4 protein-coding genes and 2 tRNA genes are annotated in these 22211 nt (G+C 66.7%); 3 read left to right on the forward strand and 3 right to left on the reverse strand.

The window, feature by feature from the left end; genetic code table 11:
* Window positions 1-10: 10 nt before the first annotated feature.
* Together LVJ94_17100 and LVJ94_17105 are read right to left on the reverse strand one after the other, a co-directional pair.
* Complete coding sequence (locus LVJ94_17100) at window positions 11-11338, reverse strand: amino acid adenylation domain-containing protein (GenBank protein ID WXB08941.1); 11328 nt, start codon at window positions 11336-11338, stop codon at window positions 11-13.
* An 8-nt stretch (window positions 11339-11346) separates the two neighbouring features.
* Window positions 11347-17670 carry an amino acid adenylation domain-containing protein gene (locus LVJ94_17105; GenBank protein ID WXB08942.1) on the reverse strand — a complete coding sequence of 2108 codons (6324 nt, stop codon included), beginning with the start codon at window positions 17668-17670 and terminating at the stop codon, window positions 11347-11349.
* 378 nt (window positions 17671-18048) lie between these two features.
* Here LVJ94_17105 and LVJ94_17110 point away from each other — a divergent pair, with 378 nt between their 5' ends.
* Complete coding sequence (locus LVJ94_17110) at window positions 18049-20142, forward strand: M28 family peptidase (protein WXB08943.1); 2094 nt, start codon at window positions 18049-18051, stop codon at window positions 20140-20142.
* Here LVJ94_17110 and LVJ94_17115 read toward each other — a convergent pair.
* Complete coding sequence (locus tag LVJ94_17115; protein ID WXB08944.1) at window positions 20121-21161, reverse strand: YCF48-related protein; 1041 nt, start codon at window positions 21159-21161, stop codon at window positions 20121-20123. The genes LVJ94_17110 and LVJ94_17115 overlap by 22 nt on opposite strands.
* Window positions 21162-21344: 183 nt before the next feature.
* Here LVJ94_17115 and LVJ94_17120 point away from each other — a divergent pair.
* Both LVJ94_17120 and LVJ94_17125 read left to right on the forward strand, forming a co-directional pair.
* Window positions 21345-21416, forward strand: a tRNA-Val gene (locus LVJ94_17120).
* A gap of 153 nt (window positions 21417-21569) precedes the next feature.
* A tRNA-Asp gene (locus LVJ94_17125) sits at window positions 21570-21643 on the forward strand.
* Window positions 21644-22211: the final 568 nt, after the last annotated feature.

The raw sequence follows: 22211 nt of genomic DNA on the forward strand, positions 1-22211 counted from the left end.
GTCATCCTCGTTATTCGAATGTTCGGAAATGCCAGGTGGTTCCAAAACCGAGTTTCGTGACTGCGTTTTTGGCCCGCGCAATGCGTTCACCGTTGCGCGACTCCTGGGGATCGAAGAGAAGGCCGACCACCGTTCCGCTATGGGCCACTTGAAGCCCCAGGGCGCCGACGCTCTCGGCCAGTTCCTCCAGCTTCTTGAAGTGCGGTTTGGGAAGGTAGCGCTGGCTCACGCGCGCATCGGCCGTGGCCACGCGGGCCAGCAGACGCGGGTCTCCATCGCGCACGGCTCGCCGGAGGAGCCCGATGGCCACTCGGAAGCCCTCGATTTCCGTGCTGTCGTAGCGCGCGCGGGTCAGCTCGATCGTGTCGATGCCCGCCGTGTCGGTGTTGATGCCCAGGACCTCCAGCGGGGGAAGCGGGCCGCCGAGATCCTCGACGACGCGTCCCTCGCGGTGGGCGAAGAGTACGGCCCGATCGGGAAACATGAGCGAGTCCGAGGCTGTTTCTGCCTGCACGGCGAGCTTGGCGATGATCTCCGGCGCGATGACCTTGCGCGTGGCCGTGGCCACCGCGCGGATGGCCGCGAGGACGTCGCTGGTGGAGGAGCCCAGACCGCACCCGATGGGGATGTTGCTGCGCAGCTCGAGCCGGCCGCCCCAGTTTTCGCGTTGCGCCCAAGCCAGCGCGAGCTCCGCGGCGCGCTGCGCTTTGATCTTCCAGGGCGGCTCCACGGCGACGGCGCCGCTGCGATCCGGCACGAACGACGCTTCGGACTTCATCAAAGGGCAGGGCAGGGTGACCAGTACCCGGTGCAGCCGCCCATCCCGTTCGGTCACGCCTTGGAGGATCTCCCCATGGTGCCCCGTCGAGATACCTACGGCTTCTTCGCCCATGCCATCCACGTAGGGACTGGATGGCTTGACGCTCGGCGCCTCCTCGGGGACGCGTGCCAAAATGTGCTTTTCCAAGTCGCGCACGGTGCGCGCGAGGAAGAAGTCCCGCAGTCCGATGTCCACGCCAAAGGCGCTGGAGACCTTGGCCAGCATTTCGACGGCGCGGAGCGAGTGGCCGCCCAGTTCGAAAAAGTCGTCGGTGATGCCCAGGCTCGGCACGCCGAGCACCTGGCTCCAGATGTCCGCCAGGCGCTTCTGCGTGCGCGTTTGCGCGGGCACCGTGCGCTTGTTCCATGTCTCGAGAAGCACCCGGGAAAGGGCGCCCTCGTCGACCTTGCCGCTCGACGTCAGGGGCATGGTTCCCACGATTCGGAAATGATCGGGAATCATGTAATCCGGTACCGCGCGCTTCATGAAGGTGCGCAGTGCGCGCCCGTCGACGTGCGCATACGTGTACACCTCGTCCTCGCGGAAGGGATGCGAGACCCACACGCAAGGGTCGTCGTATTTGCCAAAGCCCGATTCGAGGTCGATGCGCACGGCCTGAAGCGTGTCGGGAAGGAGGTAATCCCCGGATCGATCGAAGGTGCGGCCCGACCACTTTTCCCAATCGGCTATTTTTGCGTGGACCTGCTGCGAGCGATATTCCACGCGGAGAATGTTGCCGCCGATCCGCTCGTGCGTGCGCAGCCAGGGATCTTCGAGCTGGCCATCGTCCCTGCGGCGAAGCGCCCACACACCGAAATCGATTTCCGGCTCCGTGATTTTGCCATTCGGGCGCACGGCCACGACCACGCGCTCGAAGCCCAAGGCATGCCCGAGGTTCTTGTGCGCCCGGAGGATCGCCGCGGCGAGGCCGCGTCCCGTGGTCTCCCGCGAGGCGACGCCGGTGAGAATGAAGTACGTATTGGGGACGATTCCTCGCTCCGCATCCACGAAGGCCCGTTCGAGCCCGGCGTCCCAGCCCTGCGGCAGGTTCTCCGTGGTGCCGTCCCATGCCAGCGGAATCGCATTTCCGACGGCGACGACGGCATCGTTCGCATCCGTGAGGACGAATTGGCACTCGGGAAATTCGTCGGCGAGGCGCGTCCAATAGTTTCGCAGGGTGCAATCGCCCGCGAAAAACGCTGGCCAAGCTTCCACGTGAAGGGCTTCTGCGGCTTTGCGCAGCTCGGGGCGTTGTGCCAGGGTGAACAGGCGCAGGCCCGGGTGCGAAGGCCCAATGCTCAGGGCCGATTCGCGCAGTTCGAGGTGCGCGACCAGTGCATCGGCGGCGTCGGCCCGTTGGAGCTTTTGCACCACGGAACGACCCACCGCGGGGTGCGCCGCGAGCTGCACGTCGATTTCCTCCAGCTCGACGCGGTTGCCGCGCACCTTGGTCTGCTTGTCGACGCGCCCGATGAATTCGACGTTGCCGTCGTCGCGGTAGCGACCCAAGTCGCCGGTTCGATACATCCGGGTGCCGGGCACCCGCGAGAAGGGGTCGGGCAGAAACGCTGCCGCCGTGCGCGCGCTTTCGCCGAGGTAGCCGCGTGCGAGGCCGGGCGAGCTGACGTAAATCTCGCCCACCACGCCGATGGGCAGCTGCCGGAACGCTGCGTCGAGCACGTACATGCGCACGTTGGCCAGCGGCCGGCCGATGGGCACCACGTCGCCGTCCACCTCGCCGCGTCCGTCGAACTCCGCCGCGTCGACGGAGACCTCGGTGGGGCCGTAATGGTTCGACAAGCGGGCTTCGAATCGGCGCGCGAATCGATCGCGCAGGCTGCGCGATAAGGCGGCGCCGCCGCAGATGACCAGCCAGAGCGACGGGATGTCGGGCAGCTCCCCGGCCTCCGCTGCCTCGATGAACGACTGCAACATCAGGGGCACGCACTGGAAGGCCGAGACCTTGTGCTCCGCCATCGTCTCCGCGAGGCGCACCGCGTGTTTCGACGCCGATGCGGGCGGAACCACCACCGCCGCCCCGACGGACAGCGGCCAGAAAACGTCGAGCACCGACGCATCGAAGTTGTACGGCGTGAGGAACAGTACGCGATCGCCGGCCTCGAGCGGGTGCAGCCGCTGCGTCGCCTGGAGCAGGTTCACCACCCCGCCGTGGCCGATCTCGATGCCTTTGGGAACGCCGGTCGTGCCCGAGGTGAAGATCACGTACGCGAGGTTCTGCGGCAGAACCTTCGCATGCGCGACGTCGCCGAGCGCACCGATATCGTCGACGTCGAGCCGCACGATGCTCTCGCACGCGATGCCCGATTCGGCCAGGGCACCCGTGGTGACCAGCACGCGCATGCCCGAGGCTGCAACGATGCGGTCCCTTCGTTCCTCGGGCTCACCCGGCATGATGGGGACGTACGCTCCCCCCGCCCGCAGAATGGCGAGCAAGGCAACGACCATATCCGCCGAGGGCTCCAGCAGCACGCCGACCCGCGACTCCGGCCGCACCCCGAGCGCGACCAAGTGCCGTGCCAGCCGGTTCACGGCGCGATCGAGCTCGCCGTAGCTCCACGTCCGCGCTCCCTCGACCACCGCGGACGCGTCCGGTGTGCGCGCCGCCTGCGCTTCGAACAAGCCGTGAATCGTGATGGTGCGATTCCAGGGAACGTCCGTGGCATTGAAGGCCGCGAGCGCGCGCGCTTCCTCGGGCGACACGAGCTCGAACGCGTCGATGGGTTGCGACGGCGCGTGCGCCGCTTGCTCGGCCAGTGAGAGAAATTGCCGCAACATGCGCTCGGCCGTGGCCGGTTTGAACAAATCGCTGTTGAAGTTCCAGTGCGCGACGATATCCGAGGCGAGTTGGTCGACGACCACCGTCAAATCGAACTTCGCCGTTTCGAATTCCGCAACTTGCGCTTTCTGCAGGAACTCGAGATTCAGTCCATCGAACCGCAAATCGTGGAGCAGCCGCGTTTTGTTGTTCTGAACGCCGAACATGACGGAAAACAGCCGATTGCGCGACAGATCGTGCTCGGGATTGACCTCCTGAATCGCCAAGATGCTCGGGTAATGGTGATGATCGTACGCCTCGATGGCACCATCCCTGGCCGCACGCAGCAGATCGGAGAAGGTCATCCCCGGCTTGATGGCGCAACGCATGGGCATGGCGGTGGCAAACAGCCCGAGCATGGCGTCGAGCCGCTCGTCGTCGCGGTTGGCGATGGGCGTGCCCACGGCAAAGTCGGATTGCCCGGAAATGCGATGCAAGTGCAATTGCAACACGGCCAGGAAGAAAATGTTCAGGGTCAGTCCTTCGCGCCGGACGAAGGCCTCCACCTCCCGTGCGAGCTCGCCGGGCAGCCATTGCGAGACCGTCGAACCGCGGAAGGTCTGCAGGGCTGGGCGTGGGTAGTCGATGGGAAGATCGAGCGCGGGCGGCGGCGGTGACAACTTGGAGACCCAAAATCGACGCTGCCGCTCGAAGCGCCCTGTCTCGACGGCGCGCTGGATAGAGTGCGCGTAGGCCGCGTACGATAGGGAAATTTCGGGCAATCGAGGCGCGCGCCCCGCGCGGTGGGCATTGTAGATCTCGGCCAATTCGCGGGCGAAGTTCATCGTCGAGGTCTCGTCCCAGACGATGTGGTGAATGGCAAACAGGAGATGGAAGCGCTGATCGGGGAATTCGACGAGCTTCACGCGAAAGATGGGACCGCGTTCGAAGTCGAAGGGCGCGCTCCCCACATCGGCCACCAGCGTTCGCGTCTCGCGCTCGACCTCGTCGGGAGCCAGGTGGCGCCGGTCGATGTACACGTCGGCCACGTCGAGCGGATAGGCCGGATCGACGACCTGCACGGGCACGCCGGCCCGGTTGAGAAACCGCGTGCGAAACACGTCGTGCCGTTCGATGAGCGTCTGCCAGGCGCGGACGAAGACGGGCACGTCGACGGCACCGTGGAGGACCACGTCGCTGATGGTCACGTTGTAGAACGGATTCGTCGGCTCCAGCTCGTGCATGTACCACTCGGGCAATTGATACGGTGCCAACTGGTAATGCGGCGGCGGATGGGCCGTGGTGGCTGCGGCATCGCGCAGAATCCCCTCCAGATCGAGCAGCGGTTCGGCGCGTGCGACCTGGGCATGGGCGCGGCGTTCGTCGATGACCGCGGCCACGCCCGCGACGGTGGCCCGCTCGAACAAGGTGCGCACGTTGAGCTCGATGCCAAACGCGCTTCGAATGCGCGCGATGGTGCGAATGGCAATCAGTGAGTGCCCGCCGAGCTGGAAAAAGTCGTCCGTTCTGCCAACCCGGGCCACGTCGAGCAACTCGGCCCAGATTCCCGCGACCGCGGCCTCGGTTTCCGTTTCCGGGGCCACGAAGTCGCCTTGAAGCACCGAATCGGCATCGCGCGGGGCAGGCAGCGCCTTGCGATCCACCTTTCCATTGGGCAAGAGCGGCAACGACTCCAGAAGGACGAACGCGCTCGGCACCATGTATGCGGCCAGACGTTCGCCCAGGAATCCGGCCAGTTCGGCGCCCGTCGTGGGCTCGCGCGGCACGACGTAGGCAACGAGCCGCGCCTCGGTCCCTGCATCGTTTCGCGCGACCACGATGCCTTCGCGCACGGCGGCATGCGCGGCCAGCGCCGTTTCGATTTCCCCCATCTCGATGCGGAAGCCGCGAATCTTCACTTGATGATCGACCCGGCCCACGAATTCGATGTTGCCGTCGTGCCGGTACCGAACCGTGTCGCCCGTGCGGTAAAGGCGCCCGCCGGGCGTGTCCCCGAAAGGATCGGGTACGAACGACGTGGCGGTGCGCTCCGGGGCGTGCAGATAGCCGCGACCCACGCCGGTGCCGCCGATGCAAAGTTCGCCGGCGACGCCCACGGGGACGGGCTGCATTTCCGCGTCGAGCACGTACACGCGGAGGTTCGGCAAGGTGCCGCTGATGGGAACGTATTTCCACGGTCCGGACGGGGCCGCCGTCATTTTGTAGTGGGCAATGTCGTCGGAGCACTCGGTGGGCCCGTACGCATTGATCATGGGCACGTTGGGATAACGTGCGAACCAGCGCGCGCACAGATCGGGCAGGAGGGGCTCGCCATTGACCACGAGCCATCGCAGCCGCGACAGATCGTAACGCTTGGGTGCCGACTCGAGCTCGTCGACGATGAGCACCGTGTGCGTGGGCACCGTTTCGAAGACGGTCACCTGGTCACGCGCCAGCTGCGCCATGAGCCGCGACGGCTCCCACGCGCTCTCGTCGCGAAAGACCGAGACGCGGCCGCCCACCATGAGGGCCGTGAGAAATTGCCACACGGAGACGTCGAAGCTTTGCGTCGCCGTTTGTGCGAGGCAATCGGCGGCCGTGAAGCCGAGGTCTGCGACCTTGGCCCGCAAGTGGTTCAACATGCCGCGGTGCTCGATCATGGCCCCTTTGGGCACGCCGGTGGAGCCCGAGGTGAAGATCACGTACGCGAGGCTGCTCGGGTCGATGGGGAAGCCGGGGTTCGTCGACGAAACCGGCATGCTCAGCGCCTCGGCGACGTCCAGCACCTGCGCCCGATCCCCGGCGATCTCACCCGCGAGCGGCGCGTGCGCGGCCTCGGTCACCACGATGGGGCATCGCGCCAGGAGGACCATGCTCTCCAGCCGTGCCCGTGGCAGCGCAGGATCGAGCGGCACGTACGCGTAGCCCGCCTTGAACACGGCGATCATGGTCACGAGGAACTCGATGCTTCGATCGAGCAACACGCCGAGGATGACCTCCCGATGGCCCAACCGCGCGCGCAGCACGTGGGCCAGCCGATTGGCGCGTGCGTTGACCTCCGCATAGGTTGCCGAGGTGCCATGGCATACGATGGCCACGGCTTCCGGCTTCGCCCGCACGTGCTCCTCGAAGACATGGTGAAAGCACACCGAGGTGTCCCAATCGGTGTCCGTGCGATTGCGCTCCGCGAGCAGGTTCGCGCGCTCGCCCGCGGGCAAGAGCTCGAGCCGGGAGACACGCTCCTCGGGCGCGTCCACGGCCGACGCCAGCAGCGTCTCGAGATGCGTGGCCATGCGCGCGATCGTCGCCGCCTCGAACAGGTCCGTATTGTATTCGAAGACCGCGGTCACGTCGTCCGCCGTTTCGCGGAACACGAGGAGCAAATCGAACTTCGCCGTCTTGGTTTCGCCCTCGACGGTGGTGAGCGATAGCCCGGTGAGTGCGAGATCGCTCGCGGGCATGTTCTGCAGCTCGCACATCACTTGAAAGACCGGCGAGCGGCTCGGATCGCGCGGCGGCTGCAATTTCTCCAGCAGCAGCGGGAAGGGGACGTCCTGGTGGGCATAAGCGACGAGCGCCGACTCCTTCACGCGGCCGAGCAAAATCCCGAACGTCGGATCGTCGTCGAGGCGTGTCCGGATGACCAGCGTGTTGACGAAGTGGCCAATGATATTCTCGATTTCCGTGCGCCCTCGGTTGGCGACGGGCGTTCCTACGACGATATCGCCTTGGTGCGTATATCGATGCAAGAGCGCATCGAAGCCCGCGAGAAGCGTCATGAACAGCGTCGCGCCGTGGCGTCGCGCCAAGGTGCGCAGTCCCTCGAGCAGGGGGCGCGGCATGGCCACGGTGTGGGTGGCACCCGTGAACGTCTGCACGGCGGGGCGCGGATGGTCCGTGGGCAGATCCAGCGCCGCCGGCGCGCCGGAGAGCAACGCCACGGCCGATTCGACGAGCTTTTGCAACGTCGAGCCGCGAAGTCGCTCACGTTGCCATGCGGCGTAGTCGGCATATTGCGTGGTGATGGCCGGGAGCGACGGCGCCTTCCCTTGGGCGAACGCGTCGTAGAGTGCCCCGAGCTCGCGCACGAACGGCTGCATGGACCAGCCGTCGGCGATGATGTGATGCATGGACGTCAGAAGAACGTGGTCCGTCTCCGACAGCCGCAGAAGGCGCGCGCGGAACAAGGGACCCGCGGCCAGGTCGAACCCCGTGCGCGCATCCTCGTCGAAGCGCGCCCGCACCGCGGCCTCGCGGTCCGTATCGGGTAGGGACGACAGCGTCACCACCGGCAAGGCGACCGCGCTGGGCGGTGCGATCACTTGGGACGGCTCGCCATCGACGATGGCAAACGTGGTGCGAAGGGACTCATGGCGCGCGCAGAGCTCGAACAGGGCGCGCTCGAGCGCCGGAAGATCCAGGGCGCCCTGCATGCGGATGGCGCACGGCATGTTGTACGTGGCCTGTCCGGGCGAGAGCTGCTCGGTTACCCAGAGCGACTCTTGCTCGTGCGAGAGCGGCAGCCGGCGATCGCGCGGGACCGGCACGACGGGCGCCGCTTGCGCCGCCGCATCCACGCGGGCGATGCGGGCGGCCAGGCCCTCGACGGTGGGCGCCTCGAAGAGCCACCGGATAGGCACTTCCTTGCCGAACACCTCCCGCGCCCGTGCGGCAATCTGCACAGCGAGCAGCGAGTGGCCGCCAAGCTCGAAGAAGTCGTCGCGAATCCCGACGGCGGAACTCCCCAGCACATCGCCCCAAATGCCGGCCAATAGTTCCTCGGTCGGATTGCGTGGGGCTCCACCGCGCCCGGTGGCCTGGCCGCTGAAGTCGGGGGCGGGCAACGCCCGCACATCGAGCTTCCCGCTCGAGGTCAAGGGGAGAGCGTCCAGGAAGACGAACGCCGGCGGCACCATGGCCTCGGGCAAGGTCTCGCGCAGGAAGGCGCGCAGGCCCGCGGCGTCGAGCTCGCCCTCGGCGAGGAGGTAGGCGACCAGGCGCTCGCTACGCACGAGCACCACGGCCTCGCGCACGGCGGGATGCAATCGCAACGCGGTCTCGATTTCGCCGAGCTCGATGCGGATGCCTCGAAGCTTTATCTGCTGATCGACCCTTCCAACGAAGGAAATTCGGCCATCGGCCGTGTAGCGCGCCAGATCACCGGTTCGATAGAGCCTCCCGCCGGGGCCCTCGCTGAACGGATCGGGCAGAAAGCGTTCCGCCGTGTGATCGGGCCGGCCCAGGTAGCCGCGCGCGAGGCCGGCACCTCCGATGTACATTTCGCCCACCACCCCGACGGGTACGGGGGCCTGTGCGCGGTCGAGCACGTGCACTTTGACGTTCCCAATCGGGCGCCCGATGGAGATGGTCGCGCTGGATTCGCCGGAGTCGTAATCCTGGTACGTCGTATCGATGGCGGCTTCGCTCGGACCGTAGACATTGACCAACTTGGCCTCGGAGCACGCGCCGAACGCGTCGCGCAGGGCAGGGGAAAGCGCCTCGCCGCCGCAAAAGACGAGCCGCAGGCTCGGCAATTTCGCACCGCGCGCTTCGTCGAGCATCACCTGGAGCAGCGACGGAACGACGGTCATCGAGGTGATGCGCTCGGATTCGATGGCCGAGACCAAGTGCGCCACGTCCTTCTGCCGATCGGAGGGCACGAGCACGAAGTTTGCGCCGCCGGCGAAGGTGGCGAAGAACTCCCACATCGAAGCATCGAATCCAATCGACGATACTTGCAAGACGCGATCGGCGGTGGTGAGCGGGTGTTCCATTTGCCCCCACAGGATCCGATTGCAGATGGCCCGATGGGTGACCAAGATGCCCTTCGGCGTGCCGGTCGAGCCCGAGGTGTGGATCACGTACGCCACGTGCTCGGGCGCGGCGATTGCGGGCAGCGGCTCGTCGGATTCGTCGGCGATCGACGCAGCCTCCGCATCGAGCGAAAGCACCGGCCAGGGCGTCGCCTGCAGCTTGCCCGCCGTTTCTTCGGTCGCGAGCACGAGGGCCAGCTCCCCGTGTGCTGCGAGCCGCCGCGCCGGTGCGCTTGGATCGAGCGGCGCAATCGCACCACCGGCTTTCAGAATCGCCAAGTAGGCCACGGGCAGCTCGAGCCCGTTCTCCAGGCATACGCCCACACACGCATCGGGCTGCACCCCGGCGCGGCGCAGCCTGCGCGCAAGTCGATTGGCCCGTGCGTCCAATTCGGCATATCGAAGCTCTAAACCCTCGTAGGTCGCGGCCACGGCCTCGGGCGTTTCCCAGGCTTGCCGCTCGAAGATCTCGTGGAGCGCCTCGACACCGGGAAGGTCGGTCCGCGTGTCATTCCAGCCTTCCACGATTTGCGATTGCTCGGCCGCGGAGAGAAGGGAAATGCCCTCGATGGTCGCCAATGGATCGCGAACGACGGCACCGAGCAGCGTCTCGTAGTGCGCCGCCATGCGTGCGATGGTGGCCTCGTCGAACACGTCGGGGCTGTAGTCCCAGTCCACCGCGAGCCCGCCGCCCGGCTGCAGTTCCGTCACGGTGAGTGTGAGATCGAACAATCCCGTGTGGGTATTCGAGTCCGTCACCGTCAACGTCACACCGGGAAGCTCCAAGGTGGACGCGGGCGCATTTTGCAGCGCGAACATCACCTGGAACACCGGGGTCGTTCCCGTTTCGCGCGAGGCGCGCACCGCCTCGACGACCTGCTCGAAGGGAATGTCCTGATGGGCATATCCCTGGAGCGCAACGTCGCGAACCCGATCGAGCACGTTCAGAAACGTGGGATTGCCGCCGAGGTGCGTGCGCAACGCCAGCGTGTTGACGAAGAAGCCAATGAGCCCCTCGATTTCCGAGCGCGTGCGGTTGGCAATCGGCGTTCCGACAACGATGTCATCCTGGTGCGAATAGCGGTACAAGAGGACATCGAAGGCCGCGAGCAACGTCATGTACAACGTGGCGCCGGCGCACTTGCTCAGAGCCCTAACGTCGTGTGTGAGGTTTGCGCCCACGACGGCGGAATGACGAGCGCTCCGCATGCTTCGGGTGTGGGGTCGCGGGCGATCCGTCGGCAGATCGAGCTGCGCCGGCGCGTTGGCCAGATGCTCGCGCCAATAGTCCAGATGCATCCGGGCGGCGTCGCCGGCCAGCCAATCGCGCTGCCAGACGGCGTAATCGGCATATTGAATCGGAAGCTCACCGAGGGCGGCCACGGAGCCCGTCGTATGGGCACGATAGAGCTCAGCCAGTTCGCGCACGAAGATGCTCATCGACCAGCCGTCGGAGGCAATGTGGTGCATCGTAAAGAGCAGCACGTGGTCTTTGGGGCCCGTGCGCAGCAGCTTGACGCGGAGCGGGCGTCCTTCGGTCAAGTCGAACGGGCGCGACGTTTCTTCGTCGGACAGGCGGCGGACCTCCGCCGCGCGTGCGGCCTCGTCGAGGTGCGTGAGATCGACGATAGGCAGGGCCAAATCGGCATCCGGCAGAATGATTTGCCGCTCGGAAACGATGGCCGTGCGCAGCACCTCGTGCCGTTCGACGAGGGCGCGCAAACTCGCGTGAAGTGCGTTTGTATTCAGCACACCTTCGATTCCAACCGTACACGGAAGATTGTAAACGCTGCTCCCTGGCTGGAATTGCTCCCAGAACCAAATCCGCTGTTGGGCACTGGAAAGCGGCGCGGTTTTCGGCGTTCGCTTCCGCCCCTCGAGAAGCTTTCGCAGCGCCGCGCGTTTGTCTTGAATCGAAATCGATTTCATCGCCTGACTCATTGGGCCGCATCCTCTTCGCGCTGCAGGGCTTCCAGCGCATTGTCGAGCTCGCACTCCGAGAGATCTTCCAGCCGCGCGAGCAGGTCCTCTGTTTTGGAGATCGTCCGTACGATGGATTCACGCGGCTCGGTGGCGCGCCGCGTGAGCAAGGTTGCAATGGCGGAAACCGTGGGCGACTCGAACAGCTCGCGGAGCGGAAGGTCGACGTCCGTCTCGTCGCGCAAGCGGGCCACGGCGCGGGTCGCGAGCAGGGAGTGCCCGCCCAGCGCGAAAAAGTCGTCTTCGGCGCCCACCCGCGCCACGCCGAGCACCTCTTCGAACACGCGTGCCACCAGCGCTTCGCCTTCGTCGCGCGGTGCCACGTACGCGTGCGCCGACTCGGCTGGCCGGGGCAGCGCCGCATGGTCGATTTTGCCGTTTGGGGTTTTCGGCAGGGAATCGAGCGGTGTGAGGACGCTCGGAATCATGTATCCGGGCACCTGCTTCACCAGCGCGGAGCGCAGGCTCGCCGCGTCCGCTGGACCGCCGGGGCGGGGCACCCAGTAGCCGAGGAGGCGCGCCCCCAGCCGTTCGTCGCGCTCCACGACCACGGTGGCTTCGCGGGCATGGGCCAGCAGCGCCGTCGAGACCTCGCCCAACTCGATGCGGTGCCCGCGCACCTTCACCTGGTCGTCGTCGCGGCCGAGGAACTCCAGCACGCCGCCCGCACGCCAGCGCACCCAATCGCCCGTGCGGTACAATCGCGCGCCGGGGATGGCGCTGAACGGATCGGGCACGAAGCGTTTGGCGGTCAACTCCGGCCGGCCGACGTACCCCGGCGAGAGGCCGATGCCTCCGAGGTACAGCTCCCCGGGCACGCCCTGCGGCACAGGCTCCCCATGGGCATCGAGCACGTACGCGCGCATGTTGTCGATCGGGGCGCCAATCGGCGGCGCATGCGCCCCGGGTTCGACCCGCGCCCACGTGGCCACCACGGTACCCTCCGTGGGGCCATAGTGATTGCACAATGCAAACGGCAGCGGGCGCGTCACGGGATGGAGCCGATCGCCCCCGGTGAGCACGGTGCGAAGCGCGAGGTTCTCCGGCAGCTCCTGCGCGAGCACCTCTTCGGCGAGCGGCGTGGGCAGGAACGCGATGGTGATGCCTCGAGCCGCCAGCCAGGAGGCGAGCCGTTCGGCCGAGGTGCGCGTCTCGTCGTCCGGAACGTGCACGCTCGCACCCGCGGCGAGGTAAGGCCAAAGCTCCCAAACGGAGGCATCGAACGCGGGCCCCGCAATCAGCGTCGCCTTGTCCGCCGCGCTCACGGCGTGCACGCGAAGGTGCCATGCGACGAGGTTGCCCAGCCCCGCGTGGGCAATGGGCACGCCTTTGGGCCGCCCCGTCGAGCCCGAGGTGTAAATCACGTACGCGAGATCGGTCCCGGTGCTTTGGCGATCGACGGGCGTGCTGGGCTCCGTACGGGTATCGCCCGCTTCGACGAGAAGCGTTCGCGGGAGCGTGGCCGGAAGCCCCGCGCGCACGTCGGCGCTCGTCACCAAGGCGGCCATGCCCGTATCGCGGATGATCGCGTCATGACGTTCGCCCGGGTGAGCAGGATCCATGGGCACGTACGCGCACCCCGCCTTCCAGATCCCGAGCGCGGCCACCGCGAGGCGCGCCGAACGGCGAAGGCAAATGCCGACGAGCGAGGCGGGCGCTATCCGTTGTGCGACGAGCCAATGGGCCAGGCGGTTCGCCCGCGCATCGAGTTCGGCGTACGTGAGGCTCTCCTCGGTGTCGGACACGGCGATGGCATCCGGGGTGAGGCGCGCGCGGGCTTCGACCCAGCGATGAACGCACAGCTCCCGCGGAAGCGCGACGGCCGTATCGTTCCACGTCTGAAGCAAGGTGCGCCGCTCCTCCTGAGAAAGCAGGGGCAGCGCCGAAAGCCGTTGCTCGGGGGTCGCGAGCGCCGAACGCGCGAAGCGTTCGAAGTGCGCGGCCATGCGCTCCACCGTCGCGGGCTCGAACAGATCGGTGCAATAGTCGAAGCTCGCGAGCCATTCGCCCGCGCCATGATCGGATATCGACAGCGAGAGGTCGAATTTCGACGTGGTGGTGACGTGGGGCAGCACCTCGAGCTGCACATCCCCGAGCTCGAGCCGAGGGAACGGCGTATTTTGAAGCGCAAACGTCACGTTGAACAGGGGCGTGTAGCTCGGATCGCGCGCCGGCTGCAGGGCCTCGACGAGTTGCTCGAAGGGGACGTCCTGGTTCTCGTACGCGCCCAACGCGCTTTCTCGAATGCGATGCACGAACGCGAGGAACGTCGGATCCTGGGCCGCATTCGCACGCAGAGGCAACAGGTTCACGAAGAAGCCAATGAGCCCTTCCGTTTCGGCGTGCGTGCGGTTCGCCACGGGGCTTCCAATGACCAAGTCAGTCTGGTGCGTGTACCGATTCAGCCATCCGGCGAACATGGCAAGCAGCACCATGAACGGAGTCACACCCTGCTCGCGGGCCAGGGATTCCACCGCGTGCCGCATCCCCGCATCGAGGCCGCGATCGAGCCGCGCACCGCGTGTGCTCTGCACGGCCGGCCGCGGATGATCACCGGCCAGGGCGATGGAGGAAGGTGCGCCTTCGAGGACCGATTTGAAATAGGCCTTTTGCGTATCCAGCGCACGTTCGCGTGACGGATCGCGCTGCCACGTTGCATAATCGGCATATTGAATCGGGAGCGCGGGAAGCTCGGCCGACGCGTAGTGCGCGGCGACCTCCCGCAACAACACACCGAGCGACCAGCCATCGGCCACCAGATGGTGCAAGGTGAGCAAGAGCACGTGTTCCTCGGGCCCGAGGCGCACGATGGTTGCGCGCAGCAGTTCTCCCTCGTCCGCGCGAAAGACATGGTTCGCGTGGGCGAGCGCGAGGCGCTCGAGCCCTTCGGCCTCGATCTCGACGTGAAAATCGATCTTCGGCGCCGGTTCCTGGAAAGGCCGGCCATCGCGGGTGACGAAGCGGGTTCGCAGCACCTCGTGCCGCGCCACCACCGCCTCGAGCGCGCGCACCAGGGCGCCCTGGTCGAGTGGACCGCGCAGCTTCACGGCCGCAGGCATGTTGTACGCCGTGCTCGCGGGGTCGAGCTGCGTGAGAAACCACAGTCGCTCTTGCGAGAAGGAGAGCGGCAACGGTTGCGTCCTGCCCACGGGGGAAATGCTCGCGTGCTCCGCCGCCGCGCGGCCATCGAGCCGGCGGGCCAGCGCTGCGACCGTGGGCGCCTCGAACAGGGTACGCAGCGGGAGATCGACCCCCGTCGCATCGCGCAGACGGGCCACGGCACGCGTCGCCAAGAGCGAGTGTCCGCCGAGTTCGAAAAAATCGTCCTCCGCACCCGCGCGGGCAATGCCCAAGAGCTCCTCGAACACCGCGGCCACCCGCCGTTCCTGCGCATCGCGCGGGGCGATGAAGGCCGTCCGCACCGCCTCCGTCGCCGCGGGCGGTGGAAGTGCCGCGCGATCGATCTTTCCGTTCGGTGTGCGCGGCAGGGCATCCAGTCGCACGAGTACGCTCGGAACCATGTACCCGGGCAAAAGCTTCGCGAGCGCCGCGCGCAGGCCTTCCGCGTCGTGCGGACCCTCCGACCGTGCCACCCAATAGCCCAAGAGCCGCGCGCCCGTGCCGGCGTCGCGTTCCACGACCACGGCGGCCTCCCTCGTGTGCGCCATCATGGCCGCGGAGACCTCCCCGAGCTCGATGCGGTGCCCGCGCACCTTCACCTGTTCGTCGTTGCGTCCCAAGAACTCCAGCACGCCGCGCGTATTCCAGCGTACGCGATCCCCCGTGCGGTACAGGCGCGCCCCGGGCACCTCGCCGAACGCGTCCGGTACGAACCGCTCCGCCGTGAGCTCCGGCCGCCCGATGTATCCGCGCGAGAGCCCCACGCCACCGAGGTACAGCTCCCCCGGCACGCCGATGGGCGCCAGCTCGCCGCGCGCATCAACGACGTAGGCCCGCGTTCCCGGCAGCGGTCGTCCGATGGGCACTGACAAGGGGACATCGAGCGCGACCAGCTCCTCGGTGGAATACGTGGTGTCCTCCGAAGGGCCATACAAATTGTACAGCCGCGTGACGTGCCCTCCGCGGTACGTGGCCCGCACCAGCTCCCCGGGGAGTGCCTCGCCCGCCAGGTTCACCGTGCACACGGAGGGCGGCAGCGCGTGGGCGTGAACCAACGCCGCCATCGCCGACGGCACCGTGTTCATCAGGCGGATCCCGGCGTCGCGCACCTCGGAGATCGCCAGGGCATCGGCCACGAGCACGACGGTGCCGCCGACGCTGAGCGGCGCAAATAGCTCGAAAACCGATAAATCGAAGCAGATCGAGGTCGACGCCAGTACGCACGCGAGTTCGTCATGCGAAAAGCGCGTGCGTGCCCAGGCCATGCGCGCCACCGCGCTGCGATGTTCGATGGCGACCCCTTTGGGCCTGCCCGTCGAACCGGAGGTGAAGATCAGGTACGCGAGCGAGTCCGCGCTCGTCTCGCAAGGCAGATTCTCTTGCGACTCATGGTCAATCGCATCTCGATGGACGTCGGCGTCCGTGAGCACCAGCTTGGCCCCCGAGTCCTCCAACATGGCGCGGACCCGCGCCTCCGGGTAGCTCGGATCCAGCGGCACGTACGCGCCGCCGGCTTTGAGCACGGCGAGCAAGGCCACGACCAAGGCCTCCGAGCGCGCCATCCGAATGCCCACGCGCGTTTCCGGCCCCACGCCCCGCGCGCGGAGCCTTCGGGCGAGCTGATTGGCCCTCGCGTTGAGAACGCGGTAGGAGAGCTCGCGGTCCTGGACGCGCAAGGCCACGGCTTCCGGCGTCCGCCCCGCCTGCTCCTCGACGAGTTGGTGCAGGCATGCCGCCGACGCCGCGGGCGTCACGAACTCGGTGGTACCCCAGTCGAGCAGCGTTCGTCGCTCGCGCTCGTCGATCATGCGAAGGGACGCGATGGGGCGCTCGGGCTCCAGCAAGGCCGACGCGAGCAGGCGCTCGTAGTGCGCCCAGAGCCTTTGGATCGTTTCCGGATCGAACCGATCCAAGCTGTACTCGATGGCGGCGCCGATACCGCCGGGCGTCTCGGCCAGCGAAATCGCAAGATCGAATTCGATGGACAGTCGGTCCAACAGAAATGCCTCGACCCGCAGGGCCCCCAGGTTGCAAACATATCCGGGTTGGTCGATGGCCAGTGCGTTCAGGCCCAGCGCATCGTCTCCAGGGGCGGCCAACCATTGAAAGAGCAATTGGAACACGGGGGCATGCGGCAGATCGCGGTTCGCACGAATGCTGGAGGCGACGCGCGGAAAGGGGATGCGGCGGTGCTTGAGACCGTCCTTGACCGACTGGCGCACCGTTTCCAGCAGCTGCAAAAAGCCATCGCGTTCCTCGACCGATGCACGAACCGCAATGGGATTCACGAAATACCCGGTGGTACGCCGCAATGCGAAGCGCTCGCGTCCCACGGTGGGGGTGCCCACCACGAGATCCGATCGCCCGGTGTAGCGGAAGAGAAGCGCGTAGAACGCCGTCAGCAGCGCGACGTAGGGCGTGACACCCTGCTTGCGCGCAAACGAGGCCAGGGCGGCACTCGATTGCGCGGAAAGGGCGAAGGTCGCCCGCTTTCCGCGGAACGACGGCGCGGCGGGGCGCGGGCGATCCGCGGGCAGATCCAGCGGCGGAAGCTCGCCGGAGAGCCGCTCTTTCCAATACGCCGCGGCGGCCTTTCCCGCGGGGCCCTCGAGGTAGGCCTCTTCGCCCTCCACGTAGGCGGGCCACCGATCCTCTTCGGGCACGGACGGTGGCAACGCCCCATCGCGCATCTGTCCGTAAAGCTGCGCAAGATCGTCCGCCAGAATGAGCAAGGAACCCAGATCGGTCACGATATGGTGCACCGCAAAGAGCAGCACGGCGCCGCGCGAACCTTGCGTGACCAGCACCGCGCGCGCCACAGGTCCTCGCTCCAGATCGAACGGACGCGATGCCTCCTCGGAGAGCAGTGCACGCAGCTGCTCGTCGCTGAGCCCTTCGCCCGAGATGCGCCGAAGCCACGGCCCCATGGCGGGCAACACGCGCCGCACCGGGCCATCGCCCTCGAGGGGAAAGGCACTTCGAAGGGAAGGGTGCCTCGCCGGCAGTTCGTCCAGCGCCCGTTCCAGGGCCCGTTCATCGACCTCACCGTGGAATCGAAACGCGCGGGCCACCGTCGATGCGCGGCGCTCGGGGGCGAGCTTGTCGAGAAACCACAGGGCCCTTTGTCCGTCCGTCATGCCTTGCGAGCGATGATCTGTCATTTCATCACCATGGATATCGATTGCATGACCTCATTGATTTCCAATGAGCGATGCAATTCAAAGTAAGCCCGATGTCTAGACCGGACGGTTTGACGCTGCGCGATGCTGCTTTCGCCTGCTTCTCCTGCAACTGCATTGGCGATGCCAGAGCGCGCGAGCGCGCATTTCGAGGGGATTTTGCGCCGTATCGATGGAATCGGCCGAGAGCGTCCGTTGGCCATGGCCGGGAGCGTCCACGCGGCGAATTGTCGAGACGGGTCGGATACTTATGTCTGAATGTGCGCCTCGATCCATCGATGACGCTCTCGACGAATTTCGAAATGCCGCCGTGTCGTCGTGCCAGGACGAATCGATGGTGTAAGGTGCCTATTTGGATCCATGATGCGTATCGCGGTCTTGCTTCTTTTCGTAGTGGGATATGTCGCCTTGCAATTGCGGTTGCCGGCAAGCCTTCCGGACTCCGCGCCGCCGCGAAGCTTCTCCGCAGATCGGGCGGTGGGCACATTGCGACGTATCCTGGGACCGGGCGAGCGACCGCATCCCATGGGCAGCGATGCGAACGCCTCGGTGGCCGGGCGCATCGTCGCGGAGCTTCGAGAGAGTGGCTACGCGCCGGAAGTGGTGGAGGGCACGGCGTGTGGGGCCGACGCCACCTGCGGGAGGCCGCGCAACATCTTGGTGCGCGGCGACGATCGACAGCCGCGCATTCTCTTGGCCGCGCATTATGATTCGGTGCCGGCGGGGCCCGGTGCGTCCGACGACGGTGCGGGCGTCGCGACCTTGCTCGAGCTCGCACGCGCGATCGCCGCCGGAGCGCAGGTCACCGCGCGCCCCTGGTTTCTCTTCACCGACGGAGAAGAGGCGGGGCTTTTGGGGGCGGCGTTGTTCGCGCAAGGGCAAGAACGAGAGAAGCTCGTCCCCCGTTTCGACTTCCTACTCAACGCCGATGCGCGCGGTACGGGCGGCCCGGTGTTCCTCTTTCAGAGCAATCCCGACTCGGCCCGCGCCGTTCATTGGTATGCGCAGGCGAGCCGGCACCCGAACACGAGCTCGCTGTTGCAGGCCATCGCCGAACGGCTGCCCAACGACACGGACTTCACCGTGCTCGATCGCGATGGCGCGCCGGGGCTCAACTTCGCATTCATCGGGCACCCGCTGCGGTACCACACGACCGCGGATCGCGTCGATCACATGGACACGCGCTCCGTGCAGCAGCTCGGCGAACAAATTTTCGATTTGTTGTCGACCCCGCCGCCCTCGGGGCCGGACGGCCGCCTGGTCTACTTCGATGTACTCGGCCTCGCCGTTGCGCGTTGGGGGGAGGGCTTCAACGCGTTCCTCGCGGTGGCCGCCTTTCTCGCGTGCGCCGCCGCGTCGGTGCGGCTCCGCCCTTCGCGTCGCGCCTTCGTGCACGCGGCCCTCGCATGCGGGGCGATTCCGCTTGCGGGCCTCGCGGCGTGGCCCCTGATGCTGTTGCACCCCACGCCATGGGCCGCCGCGCCCCTCGCGTTCCAATGCGCCGCACTTTCGCTGGGCGTGCTCGTGGGCGTTCTCGCCTCCACGCCGACGCCGTCGAACGATGCGTGGGCCGGCACGTGGACCATGCTCGCTGCCCTCGGCATCGTGCTCCACCTCGTGCTTCCGGGCGCGAGCTTCCTCCTCATCGTGCCGTCGCTCGTTGCCGGCGTGGCCATGCTCGTGGGGCCCGCGCAGGCTCCCGCGCTCGGCGGTTTCGTTGCGGCGTTGGTTCTCTGCGAACCCGCCCTGGCCATCTACGATGGGCTCGGAAGGGAAGGCTTGTGCGCCCTCGCCATGCTCGCGGCCCTCGCGACCGTGGCGTCGCTTCCACCGTGGCGGCCTACCCCGCGTGCAGCCCTTTTTCCCGCCGCCGCGTTGGTCGTGGCCACGCTGGTCGCCTGGCGAACGCCCCGCATCACCGCGTCCGATCCGGCCGGCGTGTGGCGCATCGCGCGCTCGCACCACGCCACATGGATGCTCGGTGCCCTCTCGGAGGCCTTCGTTCCGCCCGGTGCCACGAAGCTACCACGCCTGGAGCCGCCGCTCCCCTGGCAGGAGTTCGCCGTCTACACGGACACCGGCACGCCCGTCGGTGCTGCATCGGAACCTGGCGCCGTGCTCCGCGTCGAGCAAGACCGCCTCGTCATCGCCGCCAGCGCGCGTCCATCGCGCCTCGCGCTTTCCCTTTGGCTCCCGAGGGGCGTCACACTCGAGATGGACGGACGCGCCGTCGATCCGTCGCCCGAAGCCGGCTCGCTGCGGGCCACCTGGGTCGGTGGCTCGGCGGCGACCTTCACGGTGACCGGGCCAGAAGCGCCACGCACGGTGGTCGCGGAGCTTCTCGCCTGCCATGACGAGCCCGCCTGCTCGGACCCGCCGCCCCTGCCTCCAGGGACGGCGGAGTTCCAAATGGGGACCGTCCTCGAGGTCGTCTACAGGTCCTCCAACCCGTAGAGCGTCGCCGTGGTCTTGAGCGGCACCTTGGTCCAGGTTGCGCCCCGGTCCTCGCTGCCGAGCAAGGTCCCGTTCGCACCGGCCACGTACCAGTAGCGGCGGGTGAGGTAGCCCTCGCCCGAGTCGATGAGGGACGCATTCAGGTCCGCCGTCGTTCCGGTGTTGGACGCGTGCCAGGTGCCATCGGCGCTGCGCGTGAACGCCTTGCCGCCCGGGCCGACGGCCATGGCGAAGTCGCCGTGGCTGCTGACCGTGATGTGGTTCAGCGGCACTCCGACGTTCTGCTCGAGCGCGAACGTCGCGCCGTTGTCGCGGCTGAGGAAGATGTGTCCCGTCGAGTCCGCGGCGAGAAGGATCGCACCATCGGTGTCGCCCGCGACACCACGCAAGTCACCGGCGCCGGGGATGGTGCTCTTGGTGAACGTCGCGCCGGAGTCGAGCGAGCGAAGGATCGTGCCGCCATCGCCTGCCACGACGAAGAGACCGCTCTTCGCGGCGGCGGCGCCACGCAGCGTGATCTTGGGCGTATCCGTCACCACGCGCCAATGTTGGCCGCTGTCTTCCGTCACGGAGAGCGCGCCATTGTCGCCGGCGATGACGCCGTGCTTCGTATCGAAGAAGCGCACGGTGCGCAGCGCGGACGTCGTTCCCGAGCTCTGATCGATCCAGGTCTTACCGGCATCGACGGTGTACCAAACGCCGCCCTCGCTGCCGACGGCCCACCCGATGTAGTTCCCCATGCAGCCGACGCCGTACAGATTGCGGGCGCTGATCGAGCGCTCCTGCCAGTTTTCTTCGTCGAACGTCTGCACGAAGGTGCCGACGTCGCCGACCACCGACGACCAGCCCGGCGGCGGCTTGTCGCCACCACCACTGTCGCTCTTTCCACCATCGCCATCGACGGGCAGCTTCGACTTGCCTTGGCCGTCATCGCTGCTTCCGCATGCGATCACGAGGGCAGAGGCGAAGACAACCGACGACAACGAAGCAGCCAACCGAAGGGAGATGCTGTTGTTCATGCCGGCCAAGCTAGCACTCGGAAAATACGCTACCAGACGGGACAATTTCCCCCCACCCCTGGGATCCGCATGCACCAACTGCCCGTCCAGGTGGCCGTCCACGTGTCGAATGATCCGTACCCTCGATTTTCTTTCTTGACCGAAGAGCTCTGAAGCTGCTTTATGAGCGCTCTCTTTCCGCCGGGGCGGGTAGCTCAGCGGTAGAGCGCTGGCCTTACAAGCCGGATGTCGCAGGTTCAAGCCCTGTCCCGCCCACCGAAGACGCAGCAAGGGACGGACGGAAAAAAAACCGAAAAAACTCTTCGAAGTTTCCTCCGGTTGATGTAGAAGACGCGAACTCCAAACGGAGCAAGCAACGCAAAGCAGACCAACTAGAGTAAAGTAACTTATTGCAGCAAAGGCCAATCTGGGGCGGTAGTTAAGTCGGTTATAACGCCGGCCTGTCACGCCGGAGGCCGCGGGTTCGAGTCCCGTCCGCCCCGCAGTACAATCAAGCAGTTGCGACGTCGGTGGTCCGGTTTGCTGGACCAACGACGTCGGTAGAGCAGGAAAGACAGTGCCGAAGCCATCACGGATGGCTTCAGCCGTCCTAATATAAATCTTCGTCGTGCCGAAGTTGGTGTGACCGGCGCGGTGCATGATCTTCAACGGATCATCGCCGCGCACGGCCATCCATGTGAGGCCGGTCGCGCGAAGATCATGGAACGTGAGCGCCTTGGTGGTGCCCGTCGACGTGTAGAGCTCGGGCCGGGCGATGCCTGACTTTTGGAGCCAGCGACGGAGGCCGCGAGCCATGTCGCGTTCACTGGGCATTTCGACCACGGGGCCGTTGCCGCCAGCCTCCTGGCGCATGGCTCGAAGCAGCGGTCGTATTTCTGGCTCGAGGTTGAAACGACGCGAGACACCCGTCTTGGTCGACTTCACCTTGCGAGCACGGCGATCCCAAGCCCGATGAATGTGGATGGCGTCGTGTTCCAAGTCGAGGTCTCCAGTTTCCCAACGGAGAACACGGAGCTCGCCGTCGCGAGGATAGAGGTAGATCGCCAAGGT

This window comes from Sorangiineae bacterium MSr11367 (assembly GCA_037157805.1).
Lineage (GTDB): Bacteria > Myxococcota_A > Polyangia > Polyangiales > Polyangiaceae > Pendulispora > Pendulispora rubella.